This window comes from Streptococcus sp. HMSC061D10 (genome assembly GCF_001808865.1).
Lineage (GTDB): Bacteria > Bacillota > Bacilli > Lactobacillales > Streptococcaceae > Streptococcus.
The window spans coordinates 38,175-58,841 of the sequence record NZ_KV795008.1; the positions used below are offsets into that span (position 1 = coordinate 38,175).

Annotated in this window: 19 protein-coding genes and 2 pseudogenes; 17 read left to right on the plus strand and 4 right to left on the minus strand. The window is 38.2% G+C overall.

Features of this window, described 5'->3' with window-relative positions; all coding sequences use genetic code 11:
• The 11 genes and pseudogenes from HMPREF2728_RS03020 to HMPREF2728_RS03070 form a co-directional block, all read left to right on the plus strand.
• A pseudogene (locus HMPREF2728_RS03020) lies at positions 1-331 on the plus strand (tagatose-bisphosphate aldolase); the annotation flags it as partial.
• Positions 332-477: 146 nt separating this feature from the next.
• On the plus strand, positions 478-1,515 hold the full coding sequence (locus HMPREF2728_RS03025; protein ID WP_060955068.1) for an aldose epimerase family protein: 1,038 nt from the start codon (positions 478-480) through the stop codon (positions 1,513-1,515).
• Between the two features lie 355 nt (positions 1,516-1,870).
• Complete coding sequence (locus HMPREF2728_RS03030) at positions 1,871-2,746, plus strand: CatB-related O-acetyltransferase (protein WP_060955069.1); 876 nt, start codon at positions 1,871-1,873, stop codon at positions 2,744-2,746.
• Between the two features lie 72 nt (positions 2,747-2,818).
• Complete coding sequence (locus tag HMPREF2728_RS03035) at positions 2,819-4,912, plus strand: glycosyltransferase (protein WP_060955070.1); 2,094 nt, start codon at positions 2,819-2,821, stop codon at positions 4,910-4,912.
• A gap of 2 nt (positions 4,913-4,914) precedes the next feature.
• Positions 4,915-5,790, plus strand: a complete 876-nt coding sequence (locus HMPREF2728_RS03040; RefSeq protein WP_060955071.1) for a DapH/DapD/GlmU-related protein — start codon at positions 4,915-4,917, stop codon at positions 5,788-5,790.
• Between the two features lie 17 nt (positions 5,791-5,807).
• Positions 5,808-7,041: pseudogene (locus tag HMPREF2728_RS03045) on the plus strand (glycosyltransferase family 8 protein).
• 4 nt (positions 7,042-7,045) lie between these two features.
• Positions 7,046-8,254, plus strand: coding sequence for a glycosyltransferase family 8 protein (locus tag HMPREF2728_RS03050; RefSeq protein ID WP_060955072.1), 1,209 nt, complete (start codon positions 7,046-7,048; stop codon positions 8,252-8,254).
• Between the two features lie 98 nt (positions 8,255-8,352).
• Positions 8,353-9,840 (plus strand): glycosyltransferase, encoded by a 1,488-nt coding sequence (locus HMPREF2728_RS03055; protein WP_060955073.1) that lies wholly within the window; start codon positions 8,353-8,355, stop codon positions 9,838-9,840.
• An 8-nt stretch (positions 9,841-9,848) separates the two neighbouring features.
• On the plus strand, positions 9,849-11,069 hold the full coding sequence (locus HMPREF2728_RS03060; RefSeq protein WP_060956344.1) for a glycosyltransferase family protein: 1,221 nt from the start codon (positions 9,849-9,851) through the stop codon (positions 11,067-11,069).
• A 209-nt stretch (positions 11,070-11,278) separates the two neighbouring features.
• Positions 11,279-12,493 (plus strand): glycosyltransferase, encoded by a 1,215-nt coding sequence (locus tag HMPREF2728_RS03065; RefSeq protein ID WP_060955074.1) that lies wholly within the window; start codon positions 11,279-11,281, stop codon positions 12,491-12,493.
• Positions 12,494-12,518: 25 nt separating this feature from the next.
• The gene (locus tag HMPREF2728_RS03070; protein WP_060955075.1) at positions 12,519-13,397 is read left to right on the plus strand and encodes a glycosyltransferase family 2 protein; all 879 of its coding nucleotides are present in this window, start codon (positions 12,519-12,521) and stop codon (positions 13,395-13,397) included.
• A gap of 106 nt (positions 13,398-13,503) precedes the next feature.
• Here the strand turns inward: HMPREF2728_RS03070 and rnjA are convergent, their stop codons facing one another.
• Complete coding sequence (gene rnjA, locus HMPREF2728_RS03075) at positions 13,504-15,183, minus strand: ribonuclease J1 (RefSeq protein WP_060955076.1); 1,680 nt, start codon at positions 15,181-15,183, stop codon at positions 13,504-13,506.
• Position 15,184: 1 nt separating this feature from the next.
• The gene (locus HMPREF2728_RS03080; RefSeq protein ID WP_060955077.1) at positions 15,185-15,418 is read right to left on the minus strand and encodes a DNA-dependent RNA polymerase subunit epsilon; all 234 of its coding nucleotides are present in this window, start codon (positions 15,416-15,418) and stop codon (positions 15,185-15,187) included.
• A gap of 272 nt (positions 15,419-15,690) precedes the next feature.
• Between HMPREF2728_RS03080 and HMPREF2728_RS03085 the strand changes: the two genes are divergently transcribed.
• Complete coding sequence (locus tag HMPREF2728_RS03085; protein WP_060955078.1) at positions 15,691-15,897, plus strand: hypothetical protein; 207 nt, start codon at positions 15,691-15,693, stop codon at positions 15,895-15,897.
• A 369-nt stretch (positions 15,898-16,266) separates the two neighbouring features.
• Here HMPREF2728_RS03085 and HMPREF2728_RS03090 read toward each other — a convergent pair whose 3' ends face one another.
• A complete protein-coding gene (locus HMPREF2728_RS03090; RefSeq protein WP_060955079.1) occupies positions 16,267-16,410 on the minus strand; it encodes a bacteriocin in 144 nt (47 codons plus the stop codon).
• A 16-nt stretch (positions 16,411-16,426) separates the two neighbouring features.
• Positions 16,427-16,594: a class IIb bacteriocin, lactobin A/cerein 7B family gene (locus tag HMPREF2728_RS10265; protein WP_060955080.1), complete on the minus strand. Its 168-nt coding sequence runs from the start codon at positions 16,592-16,594 to the stop codon at positions 16,427-16,429.
• A gap of 172 nt (positions 16,595-16,766) precedes the next feature.
• Between HMPREF2728_RS10265 and tsaB the strand changes: the two genes are divergently transcribed.
• From tsaB to HMPREF2728_RS03115, 5 genes are all read left to right on the plus strand, one after another.
• A complete protein-coding gene (gene tsaB, locus HMPREF2728_RS03095; RefSeq protein WP_075227003.1) occupies positions 16,767-17,450 on the plus strand; it encodes a tRNA (adenosine(37)-N6)-threonylcarbamoyltransferase complex dimerization subunit type 1 TsaB in 684 nt (227 codons plus the stop codon).
• On the plus strand, positions 17,447-17,884 hold the full coding sequence (gene rimI / locus HMPREF2728_RS03100; protein WP_075227004.1) for a ribosomal protein S18-alanine N-acetyltransferase: 438 nt from the start codon (positions 17,447-17,449) through the stop codon (positions 17,882-17,884). Before tsaB ends, rimI begins: the two co-directional genes overlap by 4 nt.
• Positions 17,874-18,884, plus strand: a complete 1,011-nt coding sequence (tsaD, locus tag HMPREF2728_RS03105; protein WP_075227005.1) for a tRNA (adenosine(37)-N6)-threonylcarbamoyltransferase complex transferase subunit TsaD — start codon at positions 17,874-17,876, stop codon at positions 18,882-18,884. Before rimI ends, tsaD begins: the two co-directional genes overlap by 11 nt.
• Before the next feature lie 111 nt (positions 18,885-18,995).
• Positions 18,996-19,859 (plus strand): XRE/MutR family transcriptional regulator, encoded by an 864-nt coding sequence (locus HMPREF2728_RS03110; RefSeq protein ID WP_075227006.1) that lies wholly within the window; start codon positions 18,996-18,998, stop codon positions 19,857-19,859.
• A 115-nt stretch (positions 19,860-19,974) separates the two neighbouring features.
• Complete coding sequence (locus HMPREF2728_RS03115) at positions 19,975-20,643, plus strand: CPBP family intramembrane glutamic endopeptidase (protein ID WP_075227007.1); 669 nt, start codon at positions 19,975-19,977, stop codon at positions 20,641-20,643.
• Positions 20,644-20,667: the final 24 nt, after the last annotated feature.

Here is a 20,667-nt window from a genome sequence, read left to right on the forward strand (position 1 = left end):
TGATGGCGAAATCGTTCATACACGTGAAGAAGCAGCTGCTTTCTTCAAAGCGCAAGACGAAGCAACTAACCTTCCATACATCTACTTGAGTGCAGGTGTATCCGCTAAACTCTTCCAAAAAACTCTTGTCTTTGCCCATGAATCAGGCGCAAACTTCAATGGTGTTCTTTGTGGACGTGCTACATGGGCAGGATCAGTTGAAGCTTACATCAAAGATGGTGAAGCAGCAGCTCGCGAATGGCTTCGTACAACTGGATTTGAAAACATTGATGAACTCAATAAAGTACTTCAAACAACAGCTACTTCATGGACTGAACGTGTAGAAGCATAGATCAGAAATAGAAGAAACGACTTTTGTTAATAAAATATCTATGGTTTCTTGACAAAGGTGTTTGTAAATCATACAATAAAACCATAGAGAGCGAATGCGCTTTCTATGGTTTGTTTACTTAGTTGAAATAGAAAAAGGAGAGAAGGATGAAAGCATACACAGAACGTGTATTTGGGAAAGTTGATGGCAAAGATGTCCTCGCTTACCGTTTTGAAACGGAGGCAGGCTACCAACTGGAAATTATGACCTATGGAGCAACAATTCTACGCTATGTAACTCCAGATAAGGCTGGCAATTTTGCCAATGTTATCCTAGGTTTTGACGATTTCGAAAGCTATGTGGGAAATAGCCCTAAACATGGAGCAAGTGTAGGTCCAGTTGCGGGTCGTATCGCAGGTGCAACATTTGAACTCAATGGGAAGACCTATGAACTCGAAGTCAACAACGCAAGCAACTGTAATCACAGTGGCTCAACTGGTTGGGATTCTAGCTTGTTTGAGCTAGTCGAAGTGAATGATCATGGTTTGACTCTTTACACAGAAAGAACAGATGGGACTGGAGGTTTCCCTGGAAATCTTAAGATTTGGATTAGCTACAACTTGGAAGAAAGTGGTGCCTACGAAGTTAGTTACAAGGTAACGACAGACCAGGATACCTTGGTCAATCCAACCAACCACAGCTATTTCAACTTGTCTGGTGATTTCACTCAGACGATTGACCGTCATGTCTTCCAATTAAACACAGAAGGTATCTATCCAATCGCTCCTGACGGTGTTCCAGCTAAAACCCCAGATGCTAATCGTGATGTGGTCAAACATATCTATAATGGTGCCTTGTTGAAAGATATCTTTGCAGAAGAAGATGAGCAAATCCAACTCGTATCTGGTTTGGACCATCCATTTGCTCTTCCTGCAGGACATGACAATGCTGGATTCCTCTATGACCAAGGTTCAGGTCGCTTCTTGCTCTTCAAGACAGAGGCTCCTTGCTTTGTGGTCTACACAGCAAACTTTGTGGATGAGAGTGTCATTATCGCTGGTCAGCCAATGATTCAGCACAATGGGATTGCTCTAGAAGCGCAAGCTTTACCAGATGCTATTCATAGTGACCTTAAAGACCAAGTCATTCTCAAAGCAGGTGAAACTTTCACCAGCAAAACTCGTTACGAACTTGTTGTGAAATAATGATTGTTTTCTGAGTAAACCTAGACTTTAACCGTTAGTTATTTACTAGCTGTTAGAATCTAGGTTTTTTGATTCTTGAAAAATAAGGAAATAATCTCAAGTTTAGAAGATAATTCTATATATCAAATATTTTTACTGAATAAAGATGATTGACTTATATTGATAGTTGAATGCGTCAATAATATCTAATAGATATATTTATATGATAGCTCTTTTGCTAAAAATAAGGTATAATTAAAATGGAATAAATCTAGGCTTTTGACTAAAAAATACTAGATTTTTATAAAGATTTTTGGAAAAAAACTCTCTATAGAGACTCGTGTTCTTGGTCGAAGTTATAAGGGGAAGATTAGCAATGGTATCAGTATCTGGAAAATTCTGTATATTTTCACATAAAAATAAGCAACATCAGCGCTTTTTTCAACTGTTACCCGATGGTCAAATCAAGGATATTGGTGGAACCGGTCATGATAATGAGCGGTTTTGGCATATGCAGGAGAATAAAATTCAACTATTTTCTAGCTCGAAAGAATTGACGGCGATTTTTGACTGTTGCTATGAGGAAGTCGGCTATTCCTATTGGGAAGGTTTGCATCAGGGAACGATTCCTCTGGAAATTCGTGTCTATGATTCGCGTTCGGATCTGTTTGATTACCTTACGAAATTTACTAGTCGCTATTTGATTGACTACGGGGCCTTAACAGTGGGCAATCATACTTATGGTATTCCTCAATTAGTTGACTATGACCATGGAGGACAGGTCATTATTGGTGATTATTGTTCTATTGGACAAAATGTTCAATTTGTAACAGCAAATCATGATGTGGAATTGATTACTACTTATCCATTTAAGAGTTTGGAGTTGTTTTACACAGACAAGCCCCTGGATATGACGGATGACCACATATTGAAGAATCCTACTCGTGTTGGAAATGATGTTTGGATTGGAAACAATGTTCAGATTATGGCAGGGGTAACTATTGGAGATGGAGCGGTGATAGCAACAGGTGCTGTAGTGACTAAAGATGTGGAACCCTATGCTATTGTTGGAGGAAATCCTGCTAAGCTTATTCGTTATCGCATAGCAGATTCTACTGCCCGTAAGCAAATGCAAGAAATTGCCTGGTGGAACTGGTCAGAGGAATTGATTGCTGAGAGGCTGGACAAAATCATGAGTAAAGATATTTCAGCTTTCATCAAAGAATTTCTTCCACAAACTAGAGAAAGCTAGTAGTGAGTTGGCAATCTATTGGAGAGTTGTTTCCCCCTAATTTAAGAAAAGTACAAATAGAAATATAAAAAAATGACAGAAAAAATTAGTGTAATTGTACCCGTATATAACGTTGAAAAATACCTGAGACAATGTCTGGATAGCATTCTAAGACAAACCTATCAAAATCTAGAGATCCTGATCATCAATGATGGCTCAACTGATGGAAGTGATGCGATTTGTCGAGAATATCTTGAAAAAGATGCACGAATTTCCTATCATATTAAGGAAAATTCTGGTATTTCTGGCACAAGAAATGTTGGACTACAACTGGCATCTGGTGAATATGTGACCTTTGTAAATCCTGCAGATTGGTTAGAGAAAAATTACCTTGAAGAACTTTATGCTAGCTTAAAAGTTCATGATGCAGACATTTCTATAGCTAACTATTCTCTCTTTAAGGAATCAGAGAAGATTTTCTATTTTTATATAGGTGAGACTGATTATTATGAGCGTCTCTATTCGCCTTATCAGCTTTTAGATGAGCTTTATGAAACAAGATTTAACAAACATATTGCTTTAACATCTGCTTGGGGAAAACTCTATAAGCGTTCCATTTTGGAATCCTTACTTTTTTCAAATAATCGAGTTGAGAGAGATGGACTTTTTAATTTTAAAGCCTATCTTATGAGTCAAAGAGTAGTATATCTCAACAAAGCTCTCTATACTTGCCGTGAATATTCTGGAAGAGCTCTTGAGGAAAGGACGGAAGATAGGATATCGGATTTGATAGATAGTATGGAAGAACGACTAGTATTTTTAGCTAGCAAGGCTTATCCATTAGAGAAACATATAAAAGCCTATCGTACCACCTTAGAGTCTATCTTGGCAAACCTTGAGAATCAAGGCCTGAAGGATAAAGATGTTTATGCTCGTGTTCAGGAAAAATTACAGTTTTTAAAAACTAGACCACAAGCCTACAGTGAACAGAAACAAGCCATTGTACTTGCAGCTAATTATCCTTATGTTGATCAAGTGCTAGCAACCATTAAATCGGTTCTCTATCATCATAGAAATATTCGTTTCTATCTGATTAACGGTGATTTTCCACAGGAGTGGTTTACGGGAATCAATCGACATTTACAAGGTCTGGATAGTGAAATTATCAACTGCCGAGTCAGTATGGAGCAGATTCAACAGTACAAGACGGATATCTCCTATACAGTTTTCCTTCGCTATTTTATTTCTGATTTTGTTAAGGAGGACCGTGTCATATACATGGACTGTGATATGGTGGTAACAGGACCTCTAGATGAGCTCTATTCACTTGATTTAGAAGGTCATCCTATCGCGGCAGTTAGAGACTACGGAGGACGTGTTTTTTATAATCGTGAGATCTTTAATGCAGGATTTTTAGTCATTGATAATGCTTATTGGAAGGTACATCAAATGAGTCAATATCTGATTGAGATGACGAATAAATGGCATGATAAGGTAGATCAGGCAGACCAATCTATTCTCAATATGGTATTTGAAAATAATTGGTTGGAATTGCCTTTTGATTTTAATCATGTGGTACTTCATAGTCATTTTACAAACTACCAGATCCCAAATGGGCAGTCTTATCCTAAGGTTATCCATTATTTATCTCACAGAAAGCCTTGGTTTCCACTAGCCGCACAAACCTATCGTGATGTTTGGTGGTTTTATGCTCAATTAGATTGGTCAGAAGTATCAGAGAATATTGGTTTAGAGCCTCTTCGTGAGACGATGATTTATCCTAATGGCAGACCTTTTACCTGCCTCATTTACACAAGCATGGCAGAGATTCCACATTTGGAAGACTTCATTCGAGCACTTCCGCAAGTAAACTTTAAAATAGCAGCTCGTGTGCACGTAGCAGACAGTTTAGCAAGATTGATAAGGTATTCTAATGTAACAGTTTATTCTGGAATTAGTGAATTGCATGGACTAGATGATGAATTGGTTATGACAAGCAATGTTCTATTAGATATCAATCCAGGGGAAAAAACAATTGAAATTCTGGATCGTTTTAGTCAGGATCATAAACCAATCTTGGCATTCCAAGACTTAAAATCAACTGAGCATGGCCAACGACTTTTTGAAAGAGAGAACTGGCAAGAGCTAGCAAGGGCTATTGATAAGATTAGAAAAGGAGAGGATTAGAGATGGTGGACTTTCATAAAGCAGGTGAGTATCAATATATATCTATTTCTCCTACAGCTCAGGTTGAATTGGGACAAGATGTTACTTTACGCTCATTTGTATGTTTAGAAGTGGGGAGTGAAGCAACTTTCAAACTAGGAAATCGCGTCTTTTTCAATAATCATTGTAGTATACGTTGTGAACATCATATCGAGATTGGGAAAGATACCATGTTTGGAGATGGTGTGCGTATTTTTGATCATAATCACCAGTATTCTAATTATCATATTGAAAAAATTAGTTTTAATAAAGGGCCAGTTATCATTGGTAAAAACTGCTGGATTGGCTCTAATGTTGTCATTCTTAAAGGGGTAACAATTGGTGATAATGTTATCATCGGTGCAGGAGCAGTTATCCATAAGGATATTCCAAGTAATTCAATCGTAGTCAGTAAGGAAGAGTTGGTGATAAAGGAACGTCCCCAGTTGGATTACCATGTGTTTACGTTAACGGCTTCGGATACCCTAGAAAATCTAACATATCTTGTGGAACATTTGCCTGAGGTGGCCTTTCATATTGCAGCAAAAACAAATGTTTCGGATCGTTTAGAGGCCTTTAATGCTTATGACAACGTCACTCTTTATACAAATGTTCACCATGGTGACATTATCGAAGATTTATTGGAAAAAGCAGATATTTACTTAGATATCAATCACTGGGGACAGGTTGATGAGATTGTCGATCGTGCCATTGCTAAGGGAAAAACTGTGCTGGCCTTTGATAATGTAGCCCATCGAGCAGAACTCCGTGATAAAGTGTTTTCTCATGAAGAACCTCAAAAAATGGTAGATGAGATTCGACAAATTTTACAGGTAAATAGAGAAGAAAATGAACGTTAGACAAAAGGAATTGAAAAATGAGGAAAGCAATCGTACTTGGAGCAGATAATGGATATATGGATAAGGTAGAAACTACTATCAAGTCTGTTTGTGCTCATAACGATAATATAAAATTTTATGTCTTTAATGACGATCTACCTTCGGAATGGTTTCGTATTATGAATCAGCGATTGAAAGCTATTCATTCAGAAATTGTAAATGTAAAGATTTCTGACCACACCCTTAAAAACTACCGTTTGGCGATTAGTTATCTTTCGTACGCAGCTTATTTCCGCTATTTTATAGGAGAATTTGTTGAGGAAGATCGAGCGATTTATCTTGATTCCGATAACGATAGTAACAGGTTGCTTGGATGATTTATTTGCAATCGATTTGGAAGACTATTGGTTGGCAGGAGTAGCAGATTACTTTGACGGAGCCTATACAGGTGGTTTTAACTCAGGTATGATGGTGATTCCTGTTAAAAAGTGGAAGGATAATGATGTATCCACTCAGCTATTACAATTAACAGAACAACATCATCAAACAGTTTTTGGAGATCAAGGGATCTTAAATATCTTGTTCAAGGATAAGTGGAAAAAACTAGGACGCATTTATAATTTTATGGTTGGAATGGACACCTTGGCTCAAGTTGTCAATGACCAATCTTGGTATCAGTCTGCTCTTCCAGATGGTGTTTTTCCTGTAATTATTCACTATACAGGAGAGAAGCCTTGGTATCATCTATCAAAGAATCGTTATCGATCTACGTGGTGGTTTTATAATAGTGTTGACTGGTCAGATATTCTCTTGAGAAAGAACCCAATAAAATCTCAAAAAGCAGGGGATTTTAACACTCTGATTGAACCTCCTCGCTTTCATACTGCAATTTTTACAAATTCATGTGAATTGGAGCAGATTGAAAAACTGTTAACAGAGTTTCCGCAGATACATTTTTCAATCCTTGCCCATACTTCATTTGCTTCATCAGTTATTGATTTGCAACGTTTTACCAATGTATCTGTGTACCCTGGTTTTATTCCTTTCAATTTCGATGAGGTGATGAATAAGCTAGATTTTTATTTGGATATCAATAATGGAAATCAGATTGCTGACATTATCCATAAAGTACATGCATTAGGGAAACCAATTTATTCATTTGATGTTACCAATCATGATGACAGCGGACAGAATAAAGTGTATGCAGTTTCTGAAGTGATGCAAATGATTGAAGATATTAGAAGCCATCTAGCTACAATAGAAAGAAATTAGAAAAATGCATAAAATAATTGCTATGGGAGCCGATAATGGCTACATGAGTAAGGTAGAGACAACGATTAAATCAATAGCTGCCTTTAATGATCAATTCAAGATTTATATATTTAATGATGATCTGCCGTCTGAGTGGTTTCGTGTCATGAATCAGCGGTTAAAGCCCCTTGATTCGGAAGTTATTAATGTAAAGATTTCTGACAATCATCTCCGAAAATATAATTTACCAACGGCGCATTTATCATACGCAGCTTATTTTCGCTTTTTTATTCCAGACATACTGAAGGAAGATAAGGTTTTATATCTTGATTCGGATATTATTGTTAATGGAGATTTAACACCCCTTTTTGCAATAGATCTAGGTGATAGCCCAGTCGCAGCAGTTAGAGATGAATTGCAGCAAACAAATTTCAATTCAGGAGTTTTATTGATAAATAATGCCCATTGGAGAGAGCATGCGATTTCAACAAAATTGTTTGAATTAGCGGATCAGTACCATGAGGTTGAGTTTGGTGATCAAGGAATTTTAAATCGATTTTTTGTAGGGCAATGGAAAGAGCTAGATGTCAATTACAATTTTATGGTTGGAATGGATACTATTGCGACACGTTTTCAAAAAGATGGATGGTATGTAAAAGCGAATCAATATGAGTCAGCGGTTTCTGTTATTCATTATACAGACGGGAAACCATGGTCAGCTATATATAAGAATCGCTTGGGAGATAGATGGTGGTTCTTCTATGCTTTAGATTGGTCAGATATTATCTTGCGGAAAGAGATTATCAGACATGGTTTAGAGGAGCTTACAGAAAAAGAAAAATATCATACTGCAATCTTTACAAATGCTTGCGAGATGGAGCACTTGGAGTTTTTGATAAAAGCACTACCTAATGTTCATTTTCATATTTTGGCTCATACTAGTTTTGCTTCTCAAGTGGTCGATTTACAACGATATTTAAATGTGTCCATTTACCCACAGTTCAATCCTTATAATTTTGAAAATGTTCTTAGTAAAATCGATTTTTATTTAGATATCAATCATTTTAATGAAATTATGAATATCACTCAGGAAATTCATAATTTAGGGAAACCGATCTTTGCTTTTGATAATACCAGTAAGGATCAAACGGGAGAAAGTCAGATTTTTTCTTCGCAAGCTCCTGAAACGATGGTAGTGGCGATAAAAGCTTACCTCAATTCGTTAGATAAATGAGATATTTTTAGTAGATAATCTAATCATCCGCTAGTTCACTTCTTTTATGGAGTCCATGCTTTGATGCTTGTGATTAGAGTTTAGTTTGGAGTTAAAGAATGCTTTACACTTTTAATCTTATGGTTGGTTTAGAACCAAATGGTGTAGATGTTGCTCAAGCATATCGTGGGAAGGTTTTTCGCGACTTGGGCCTCCCTGCCTGTTTTGTTTTTACACAAGTCCCTCCTCGATTTAAATGGGACTATTACCTATCTTTGGGTCATCTTGAGGAAGAAATCCTGTTAGCACATATGTTGTTGACAGATCAGCGTGATATGAGCTTGGGAATCCGTATAGATGATATGAAACAGCTCTTACATTTGACTGCTGAATATAAGGAAAATAATTGTGAATTGATTTTTCAGGAACAAGATGGTATCATTACCATTCTGCATAAAAATAGTCTAAAACCGGATTATGTGGATTATGTAGATTATTATGCATTTGGTCGTTTACTTCGTAGAGAACATTATGGTAAGAAAAAACTGTTCACAGAATTTTTCACAGCAGTGGATGCTGGATTTGGTCTAGTAGCTAGAGTTGTTCGCCGACTGTTTCATAATAGAGATGGTTCAGTAGCCTTTGAAGAGATTAAGAAAGAACCAGGTGAGGATACTGAAGCAGTTTATCGGTGCGGAGCAGAATGGTTCTATAGTGAGTCTGAATTTTTAGAGCGAGTCTTATCAGAGTTGCAGTTTAGTAAAGAGGATCATGTATTTCTTGATCGTATAGGGGGTCTTCCCTTTACATCCCCTCTTTTACGTTTAAAAGGTGAAGCGAAAGTATCCTGTGTTGTGCACTCTATCCATTATTGGGGAGATCAGATTAATTCTGAATATTATTACCTCTTTCAATATGCCGAAGAATTTGATGGTATTTTAGTATCAACGCAAGCACAGAAGGATGAATTGGAAAAACATTTAGCATTACTAGGAAAAACTGGTCAAGTTCGCGTTCTTCCAGTAGCTGCCCTATACCAGTTGCAACTAGCTGATGAACGAAAACCATATTCTGTGATGCTCGCCGCTCGATTTGTACGTCGAAAACGATTAGACCTAGCAATTAAAGCAATCGTTGCTTTTCATGAAATTTGTCCAGACGTCAACTTAGACATATATGGTCAAGGGATGCTGTGGCAGGATATTGAAGCAGAGATTGCCAATCTAGGAGCGCAAGATTATATTCAACTTAAGGGGCATCAGACAATTAAGAATCGCTTCAAAGAGTATGAGCTTTACCTGGCTACCTCGGAATGGGAAACTTTTGGTATAACTTTGTTAGAAGCAATTGGTTCTGGACAAGCTCTTGTTGGTCTAGATGTACCATATGGAAATCAGACCTTTATTCAGGAGGGTAAAAATGGTTATTTAGTTCCTTTTGATGCTCGTTCGGATGAGGAAATTGTGGTTGATTTAACAAAAGCTTTAGAGAAAGCCTTCAAACAAATCAAACAGTTCAGGGAAGGCTCTTATCGCTTGGCTGAAGAATATTTATCAGACTGCATAACAAAACAATGGTATGAATTGTTGACTAGAGAATGGGAATAAAAAAAGAAATGATGTATTATTATCTGACGAGGGAATGGTCTTCAGATGACGATCGCCTAAAAAAAGATTTAGAACTTATGGGGATGGAACTGAAACTATTAACGATTAACAATATTTTTACTAGTTTTTTTTCTAATCATGAAAATTCAAGTCCCTTACACATGACCCAACTTCCCTTACCTCGATTTTGGGAGGTTCTTTCTTCAGGAGATATCATAGCGGAAGGAAATAAAAAAGGGAAGATTTACTGCTATCCTCAGTGGCCACAAATGGTGGAGGTAGTCGAATGGTATGATAACAAAGGTGTTTGTTGTGCAAGAGATCATTACGATTTATCGGGAACTTGTTTTCATAGAGAAATTTGGAGTGGTGGAAAAAAAGAGATAGACATTTATGGTCAGGAAAATCAAGAGCAACTCTATCTTTTTTCATCTCATGATCGTGCACTTTATCGAGAAGCAAATGGTCGGGAACAGGGCTTTTCTTCAATTGATGAAGCAAGAAAACTGATTTTAGATAAACAATTATCTACAGGTGATTGTTTAGTATTATCAGATATAAGCTTACTTAGGGATATGCCTAACCTCTCATCTAATCAGTTAGTATTTTATATGAGAGAAGAGTTATCCGCGAAAGATATTTCATATCTAAAAGAGCGTTGTGGGAAATTACTGACCCGAGATTTGAAATTAAAGACAGACAATATGAATCTTCCCCTGATTTATCTGCCAACGTTTCTTGGTGCCTTTAGGGAGTTTCGTCCGCATATTTTAATTTTGACAGATACGCAAGAACTAGAGCAAATTGAAGTCCTTGTATCTGCCCTACCAGATTTTGAATTTCATATTGCTGCTTTAACAGTAATGGGAGGGCGCCTGCTAGATCTGGATTGTCATGCAAATGTTCATCTCTACCCAGGTCTGTCTAGAGAGATATATGAGAAACTTTTACAAACGTGTAGCATTTATCTGGATATTTCTCATGCGCAGGAAATACTTGATGGCAACCGTGCAGCTCTTGAAAATGGCATGATCCTTTATGCTTTTAAGGAAACGTGCCACCAGCCAGAGTTTTATGCCACTGACCATGTGTTTCCAAGGGATTGTATCGCAGATATGATTGACGAACTATCCCAACTTGCAAATCCAGAAAAATATCAATCTGCTTATGATAAACAAAAGATGAATCCGTACTTAGTGACCAGGGAAGAATTGAAGTTACTTCTTTAAATGACGAATAAATAAGGGAAGTATCGTGAATTCCAAATATGTTTATGGCATCTATTGTTATACTGGGGATAATATAGAAGAATAGTACTAAATAAAATCTAGATCTTGTCCGATATGTATTCGTAGGGTTCAAGTTTACTTTATTCGTTTAAAAATAAATAAGTATTTAATAGATAGGATAATTGAGAAAAGAAAAGGAGAATGGGGTAGTGAGAAGGGCAATCGTACTTGCAGGTGATAATGGTTATATGGAGAAGTTAGAAGTTGCCATAAAATCTATTGTTGCAACAAACAGTCATATTAATTTTTATGTTATCAATGATAATCTTCCTCAGGAGTGGTTCTGGTTGATGAATAATCGCTTAGAGTCTGTTCAGTCAGAAATTCAGAATGTTAAAATTTCTTCCGATCAGATAAAGGGCTATTCCTTGCCTATGGATCATCTTTCTTATGCAACTTTTTATCGCTATTTTATTGGTGAAGTAGTCGCAGAGAATCGAGCTCTTTATATAGATGCAGATATCGTTGTTACAGGCGATTTAACTCCTCTCTTTGAGATGGATTTAGAAGGATATGCTTTAGCAGCTGTAACTGATGGTTTAGATGTGAATAAATTCAATGCAGGTGTTTTACTGATTGATACTGCTCTTTGGAGAGAAGAAAATGTCTGTCAGCAACTATTGGAGTTAACCAATCGTTATCATGAGGAAGAATTTGGTGATCAAGGGATCTTAAATCGACATTTTAAAGGACGCTGGAAAAAATTACCAGAAAAATATAATGTGATGGTTGGTATGGATACCTTTGCTCATACTTTTAATGCTTTTGAGTGGTATGATCGAGCGAATCAGTTAGAAAAGGAAGCGGTTATCATTCATTATGCAGGAGATAAGCCATGGAATCAGTGGAATTTGAATCGTTGTCGCGATATTTGGTGGTTCTATTATGGATTAGAATGGTCTGAAGTCTTACTTAGAAAGAGTGTTCTCAAACATGGGTTTAAGGATCTGGTAAAGAGGCCTCGTTATCATACAGCGATATTCACAAATTCAGCTGCGATGGAACAACTTGAAACTTTGATAGAAGCACTACCTGATGTTCAGTTTGAAATTTTAGCACATACAAATTTTGCACCAGGTGTCATTGCTTTGGAGTCTTATCCAAACGTTTCTCTCTACCCTCGATTTACTCTTTATAACGCTCAGGTAGCGTTAGAGCATATGGATTTTTATCTGGATATTAATTACCATGAAGAAATTTACGATATTATTAACAAGGTAACTGCACTGGAAAAACCTATCTTTTCTTTTGATGTTACCCAACATAGTCATAGTGAGAATGAAAATAATGCTTACTGTTTCAGTGTAGATAAAGTTGAGGATATGATTGCCTCAATCCAGCAATATTTGAAGAACTTAGACTAAAAATTGAATAAAGAGAGAAATAAAAATGGAAAAAATAAGTGTTATTGTCCCTGTTTATATGTCAGAGGCCTATCTTGAAAAATGTTTAGATAGCATTCTTCAACAAACTTATCAAAATCTTGAAGTTATTTTAATCAATGATGGCTCAACTGATGGTTCGGCAACTATTTGTCAGCGATATAAAAATCAAGATGCGCGTGTTAAAGTTTACCATAAGCCAAATGGAGGAGTTGCTTCCAGTCGCAATCGTGCCTTGGAAGCTGTGACAGGTGATTACATTGTCTTTGTTGATAATGATGATTGGCTAGAGTTAGACCATATCCAAAGCCTTTATGATTTATTGAAAAAAACGGATGCAGATATTGCAATTGGTAATTTCACTCAGTTTATTGAAGATCAGGGGAGTTTTTTAATCCATGTAGGTGCAGACAACTATTTTGAACAAGTGTTCAGCCCTTTCGATTGGTTCCATCATCAATATGATGGAAAGTATAATCTTAGTCAATGTTTTACAGTTCCGTGGGCAAAACTCTATAAAGCAGAGCTTTTCAAGGATATTGTCTATCCAACGGATCAGAAGGTAGAGGACGATTATACGACCTATAAGGTTTACCTTCAAGCAGATAAGATAGCCTATATGAATAAAGCCATTTATATTCATAGAAAACGCTCCACAAGTGTGACTAGAACAGTTAATCTTGCAGATGTTTATCCTTTAAAGAGTATTGAAGAGCGTCTGACTATTTTGAATCTGATTGGGGCACCTCAGGAGTTGTTGGATAAGGAAATTCAGGCTTATAAATGGCGATTATCCATTCATGAAGAAGAATCATTGAAACGCGGAGATATGGAAGCTTATCAACAGATTTTGGTGAAAAAAGCTATTGAGAGTAAGCAGCGGTAAGAGTTATAAGTCTTATAGAATAGTTGATTAAAGAAAAATACTTGACATAACTTGTCGTGAAATAATAAAAATTCTCTGAAGTCTTATGACTTCAGAGAATTTTTTCTTATTCTTCATCTGGTGTGAGAATCATCGGAATGATGATTGGTTCACGTTCAGTATTTTCGTAAAGGAATGGTCGAATGGCGTTTACGATAGCGCCATTGACAGACTGGACGCTGGCATCTTTGTTTTTCAATGCGATACGAATGGCATTGAAAAGGATACGTTGGCTTTGGCGAATCAAGTCGCCGGACTCTCTCATGTAGACAAATCCACGGCTGAGAATATCTGGTCCAGATAGAATCATCTGAGACTTGAAGTCAACGGTTGCGACAGCCAGTACAACACCATCTTCAGATAGGTCTCGGCGATCTTTAAGCACAGCTGCACCGATTTCACCGATACGATTACCATCGACGTAGATATCCTGAGCGTTGAAATGACCTGCGATACGGGCAGAATTTGCAGTAAGGGCAAGCACATCACCATTGCTCATGATAAAGATATTGTCCTTCTCAACCCCAGTATCCACCGCTAGTCCAGCGTGGACTTTCTGCATGCGGTATTCACCGTGAACAGGCATGAAGTATTTTGGCTTGATGAGGCGGAGCATGAGTTTTTGCTCTTGCTGACCACCGTGTCCAGATGTATGGATATTGTTAATCTTACCATGGATGACTTCAATACCAGCTTCAGAAATGATGTTAATCAATTTGTTGACGCTAGTGGTGTTTCCTGGAATTGGGCTAGATGAGAAGATAACGGTATCACCAGGTTGGAGTTGCACTTGACGGTGAGTTCCGTTAGCGATACGAGAGAGGGCTGCCATAGGTTCGCCCTGACTACCTGTACAGAGGATAAGGATCTCACCCGCAGGGTAGTCTTTGATTTCATTTGGCTCGATAAAGGTTCCCTTAGGAGCCTTGATGTAACCTAGTTCAATCCCGTTGACAATGGCTTTTTCCATAGAGCGTCCAAAGACAGCAATCTTACGCCCTGTTTTAACAGCAGCATCAGTTGCTTGTTGGAGACGGAAGATATTTGAGGCAAAGGATGCAAAGATGATGCGTCCCTCGATACCTTGGATAATCTTCATGATCGACTGGCCGACAACCTTTTCAGAGTTTGTAAAGGTTGGAACCTCAGCATTGGTCGAGTCAGAGAGCAAACAAAGCACTCCATCTTCACCTAGGGCTGCCATACGGTGCAAGTCTGCAGGTTCACCAACTGGTGTAAAGTCGAACTTGAAGTCACCTGTACAGACGATTTTCCCTTGAGGTGTATGGATGACAATTCCCAATGGCTCTGGAATCGAGTGGGTTGTTCTAAAGAAAGTTGCTTTAAGATTTTTAAAAGTCAACTCCGTGTTGTGGTTGATTTCGTGAAGTGTAGCGTTGCGTAAAAGTCCATGTTCTTCGAGTTTTCCACGGATCAAGGCAAGGGCCAGTGGACCTGCATAGATAGGGATATTGGCTTGCTTAAGCAAGAAAGGAATCCCTCCGATATGGTCCTCGTGTCCGTGTGTAATCAAAAGAGCCTTAACGCGGTCGATATTTTCTACAATGTAGGAGTAATCAGGGATAACGTAGTCGATACCGAGAAGGTCATCCTCTGGGAATTTAATCCCTGCATCAACGATGATGATTTCATCTTGATATTCGATACCATATGTGTTTTTTCCGATTTCTCCTAGACCACCAATGGCAAAAACGCCGACTTCTTCTGGTTTAAGAGTGTAGGCCATATTAGAACTCCGTAATTTCGAATGCGCCAGTTTCTTTTTCGTAGTCTAGCAATTTGTCAGACAAGAGTTCGATAAACTCGATATTATATTCTGGACGATTTTCTTCGACAAGTTGGCGAGCAGCGATACGTCCTTCAAGTTCTGAACTAGCATCGATGTCCAAGTAGAGTGAGCGTGTTGTTTCACGACGTGGGCTGCGTTCTTTTGTTTCTTGATAAAAAATTTTGTAAATCATATGTTTCCTTTCTGCTTTCAGGTCAGCTATATTCAAAAATGCTCAGTTTGAAGCTGGTTTGATTCCAGTTCATTTTTTGTCTTTATTGACCTTGATTCGTTACAATTATCTCAATTATAACATAAAAAGGGGAATTAGTAAAAGCAGGAAACATGAAAGTAAGGAGCTTGAAATGCGTTTCATTTTACCTTGTATAAGTATTTGAAGACATCAGATGCAAGTGCTATAATAAAGTTAGAAAAGAGGTTTTTCCTTATGAAGGAGGGCACGATATGTTTCAACTAGCTATTGTCATTCGTCTTCTGGTCTTTGCGGTATTTGTTGCTTGTGTTTATGGTGGCAATCTACTATTTCTTCGTCTAGAACATAGAAAACTAGCTGTATATTGGAAAATTGTCTTTGTAACACTGTATTCCATTTTCCTTCTTCTGGTGACCTATGTGGTCTGGCTTGTATTTTACTTTGGTTTGAATGCTTAGCTTCAGTTGTTTATTTATATCTGCTGATTGAACGAATGCATATCTTTAAAATAGGTTATAAAAAAATAGCGAACTCAGCTGCACAAAAAATCCACCCCAACTATTAAGATAGGGTGGATTTTTCAAATTCGGTGTCCAATTTTCCCTCAAACGAAGGTCATATTTTCAGGCCTTATCCTTATTTTTACAGTAGTGATTGTTCTGTTCAAAAATAGAGTTGAAGCATAAAAATAAAACAATACAAACAGATAAATCAATTGGCAATGGTATAGTAGTAATGCTTAAATCGTTGAGAATACTGATCAAACTGTAAGAGATGAAGAAAATAAAATTCATCCTTCTATAAATGTATCTTTTATCTAGCATGACTTATCCAAACTTTTTACGGAGATTTTTTCCAATGGTGTAAGCTGCCATAAATAAAGCTATACCAACACCTACACCAAAACCACCCTTGATTTCTTGCAATTCTTTATTAGAAATTTCATGATATTTGTCTAAATCTTTAATCATACTAACCTCCTAAAAACTAACCAGCTGCTAAGCCAGAGCCTACAAGTGCTGTTCCGCCAGCAACAGCTTTCCAAGAAACTGCTACACCAAAGATAACCAAGGGAGCGAGACCACCATCAATATCTGATAATTCATTTTCAGATAGCGATACAAATTGATTGTCAATATTTTCGAAATTTGTCATTGAACTTTCCTCCTTTTTTCTTGTTCACTTTTATATTCGGAAACGAAAAGGAAAAGTTGCAATGTTTTTGAAGATTTCTTTTCACTGTGATTTTTGATACAAAACAAAGAAAATTCCCATGTGCCTTCTTTTGTAGTATAATAGTAAGCAGACAAAAAGATAGGAATGTGTTATGAAAGTATTAGCTTTTGATACGTCCAGCAAGGCTCTTTCTCTAGCTATTTTAGAGGACAAGCAGCTTCTTGCCGAGACGACAATCAATATCAAAAAAAATCACAGTATTACCCTTATGCCAGCCATCGATTTTTTGATGACCAGTCTAGATTTGACGCCCAAAGATTTGGATCGAATCGTTGTCGCAGAGGGGCCAGGTAGCTACACAGGTTTGCGAATCGCGGTAGCAACTGCCAAGACCTTGGCTCATACCCTGAACATTGAGTTAGTGGGCATGTCCAGCCTTTTGGCTCTGGTACCGAACCAACAGGAGGGTTTGATTGTCCCTTTGATGGATGCACGTCGCAACAATGTTTATGCAGGATTTTATGAAAATGCTCAGCCTGTCTTTCCAGAGGCGCATCTGTCCTTTGCAGAAGTTTTGGAGCAAGTCAAAGATGCTGAACGGGTAACCTTTGTCGGTGAAGTGGGAGCCTTTGCTGAGCAAATCCAAGAGCGTTTACCACAAGCCAACTACCAAGAAACTTTGCCAAATGCAGCTAACCTAGCCCTCTGGGCCTGGGACAAGGAAGCAGACTCCTTGCACGACTTCGTGCCGAATTACCTCAAACGTGTCGAGGCTGAGGAAAACTGGCTCAAGAATCACACTGAGTCTGGTGGGTCCTACATTAAACGCCTATGATAGAAATCAAACGAATCCAACAGCAACCTGACTTGGCTCAAGCCATCTATGCTGTCATGGTAGATGTATACCCAGTCAGTCCTTGGACTCTGGAACAAATCCAAGCAGACCTGTCCCAAGACCAGACCTGGTATGCTCTAGCTTACGATTGCTCTGAAGTGATTGGTTTTTTAGCCGTTCAGGAAAATATCTTTGAGGCAGAAGTCCTGCAAATCGCTGTCAAAAAAGCCTATCAAGGTCAGGGAATTGCGTCAGACTTATTTGCTCTATTACCGACAGATAAGGAGATTTTCCTCGAAGTCAGAAAGTCAAATCAACGAGCGCAAGCATTTTACAAGAAAGAAAGAATGGCAGTCATCGCTGAACGAAAAGCCTATTACCATGATCCAGTCGAGGACGCCATTATCATGAAGAGAGAAATAGATGAAGGATAGATATATTTTAGCATTTGAAACATCTTGCGATGAGACCAGTGTCGCCGTCTTAAAAAACGACGACGAGCTCTTATCCAATGTCATTGCTAGTCAAATTGAGAGTCACAAACGTTTTGGGGGTGTAGTGCCAGAAGTGGCCAGTCGTCACCATGTCGAGGTCATTACAGCCTGTATTGAGGAGGCGCTAGCAGAAGCAGGGATTACCGAAGAGGACATAACAGCTGTTGCGGTTACCTATGGGCCAGGATTGGTTGGAGCACTGCTAGTTGGTTTGTCAGCTGCCAAGGCCTTTGCTTGGGCTCATGGCCTTCCTTTGATTCCTGTGAACCATATGGCTGGTCACCTCATGGCGGCTCAAAGTGTGGAGCCTTTGGAATTCCCCTTACTAGCTCTATTAGTCAGTGGTGGACACACAGAGTTGGTCTATGTTTCTGAGGCTGGTGATTATAAGATTGTTGGTGAAACCCGTGATGATGCAGTTGGTGAAGCCTATGATAAGGTCGGACGTGTCATGGGCTTGACCTATCCAGCAGGTCGGGAGATTGACGAGTTAGCCCACCAAGGTCAGGATATTTATGATTTCCCACGTGCTATGATCAAGGAAGATAATCTGGAGTTCTCATTCTCAGGTTTGAAATCTGCCTTTATCAATCTTCACCACAATGCCGAGCAAAAGGGAGAAAGCTTATCCAAGGAAGACCTGTCAGCCTCCTTCCAAGCTGCAGTCATGGATATTCTCATAGCAAAAACTAAAAAAGCCTTAGAGAAATACCCTGTTAAAACCCTGGTTGTGGCTGGTGGTGTAGCTGCAAATAAAGGTCTTAGAGAACGTCTAGCAGCCGAAATCACCGATGTCAAGGTCATCATTCCACCTCTGCGTCTTTGCGGAGACAATGCAGGCATGATTGCCTACGCAAGCGTTAGCGAGTGGAACAAAGAAAACTTTGCAGGATTGGAGCTAAATGCCAAACCTAGCCTCGCTTTTGATACTATAGAATGAAAAGTCAGCTTGAAGCTGGCTTTTTTGCTAAAATATTTTATAATATGTTAAAAAAGTAAAAAGTTTTTACGAATAGAATAGTAAAGAGTATCTTAAAAAGGGAGTTTGGTCATGATTGAAAAACAGGAATTAGGAGAATTTTACAAGGAATTGCGCCTGGCGAGAAAGCTCAAGCAGTCAGATGTGGCTTGTGCTGGACTAACAGCCTCTCAGCTATCCAAGTTCGAACTGGGGCAGTCCATGCTGTCTGCGGATAAGTTGATCCTAGCTATCCAAGGGATAAATATGACCTTCGATGAGTTTGGGCACAAGCTCAACAACTACCAAGAATCTCCACATATGCGATTTGGTAGAAGGATTGTGGATCGCTTTGCCCATCAAGATATTGCTGGTTTAGAGCAACTCTTGGAGGAAGTCGAACAAGAACAGATGGCGCAGACTTATCGCCGTTTGAACTCTATTGTGATTAAAGATGCTATCCATTCACTAGATAAAAGCTACCCACTAGCAGAGGAGGATAGCGAGTTTTTAACCACCTATCTCTATGCTATCGAGTCTTGGACCTGGTTTGAACTCTATATCTTTTGCAATACCATGCCTTTTTTGAGCAACCAAGATTTGATATTTTTATCAACCTCCTTACTTGAAAAATCCAAGGAATTTAAAGAATTGGCACACAATAGACTGTATATGAAAAGTGGCTTTCTAAATATCATCTCAGAGCTTATGGAGCGCAAACTTTTCTCCTACATCCCAATCTTTGAGTCCGAGTTGGAGAGTATGCTCCGTCCGTATGATGTTTTTGAGAAAGTATCATGGCAATTTTTAAAGAAATTGAGTGTTTTCCTTCAAACCAAGGGAAGCAATCAAAAAGAGATTGAACACTTTATCCAATCTCTGCAAATATTAGAAAATCCACAATTAACAGCCCTTTTTGAACTACGCTTACAGCAATATAAAGAACTTATCGATTAGTTAGAAATCGCAAATGTGAAATTCCTACCAGAAAAAATGTCAAATATGCGATTTTTTAAAATATAGAATTTTTCGTGTTATACTGTCTTCATTCCATAGTATAGGAGAAAATAGAATGAAAAAAATCATCTCACGCTACTACTTTTTTATAGCCATTCTACTTGTCATTGCTTACCAGTACTTCAGTGGTCTGGTTTTAAACAATGATTTTACTGCTGGTCTATCTAAATTTGGCTATTATTTTTCGGATATGATGTTGAACTTTCTTGTGGTTCTGCTTGTTTTTATTTTTATGGTAGGGGCAGGAAAATGGCAACAAATCAACAGTAGAAAATTTAAAGGGTCCTATCTTTTTTATTCCTTTTTAGCTTTTCTTGCTTTATTTATTTGGAATTTCGTTACATTTTTCCTATTCCCACCTACCCAAAATGGACTTGCTTACCAACTCGCTGTTCCGACTTTTACAGGCGCTACGGCATTTTTGATGTATTTTTTCTATCCTGTGATTGCAGGTCCCATTTTTGAAGAGATGATTTATCGTGGATTGGTGATGACCACTTTGGAAAAAGGGAAAAAATGGGGACTGGATGTGCTTGGTTCTGCTGCTTTATTTGGAATCTTGCATATCAGTAATTATGGTTGGGTCTTGACAGACTTTTTCGTATATATGGGCGGCGGTATTATATTTGCGGTCTTGTTTAGAGTGACAAAGTCTATTTATTGGCCTATTGGACTGCATATAGTCTATAACGGTATCGGGCATATACTTCCTTTGCTGTTTTAGAGGATTTTGAGAATCATAAATCAA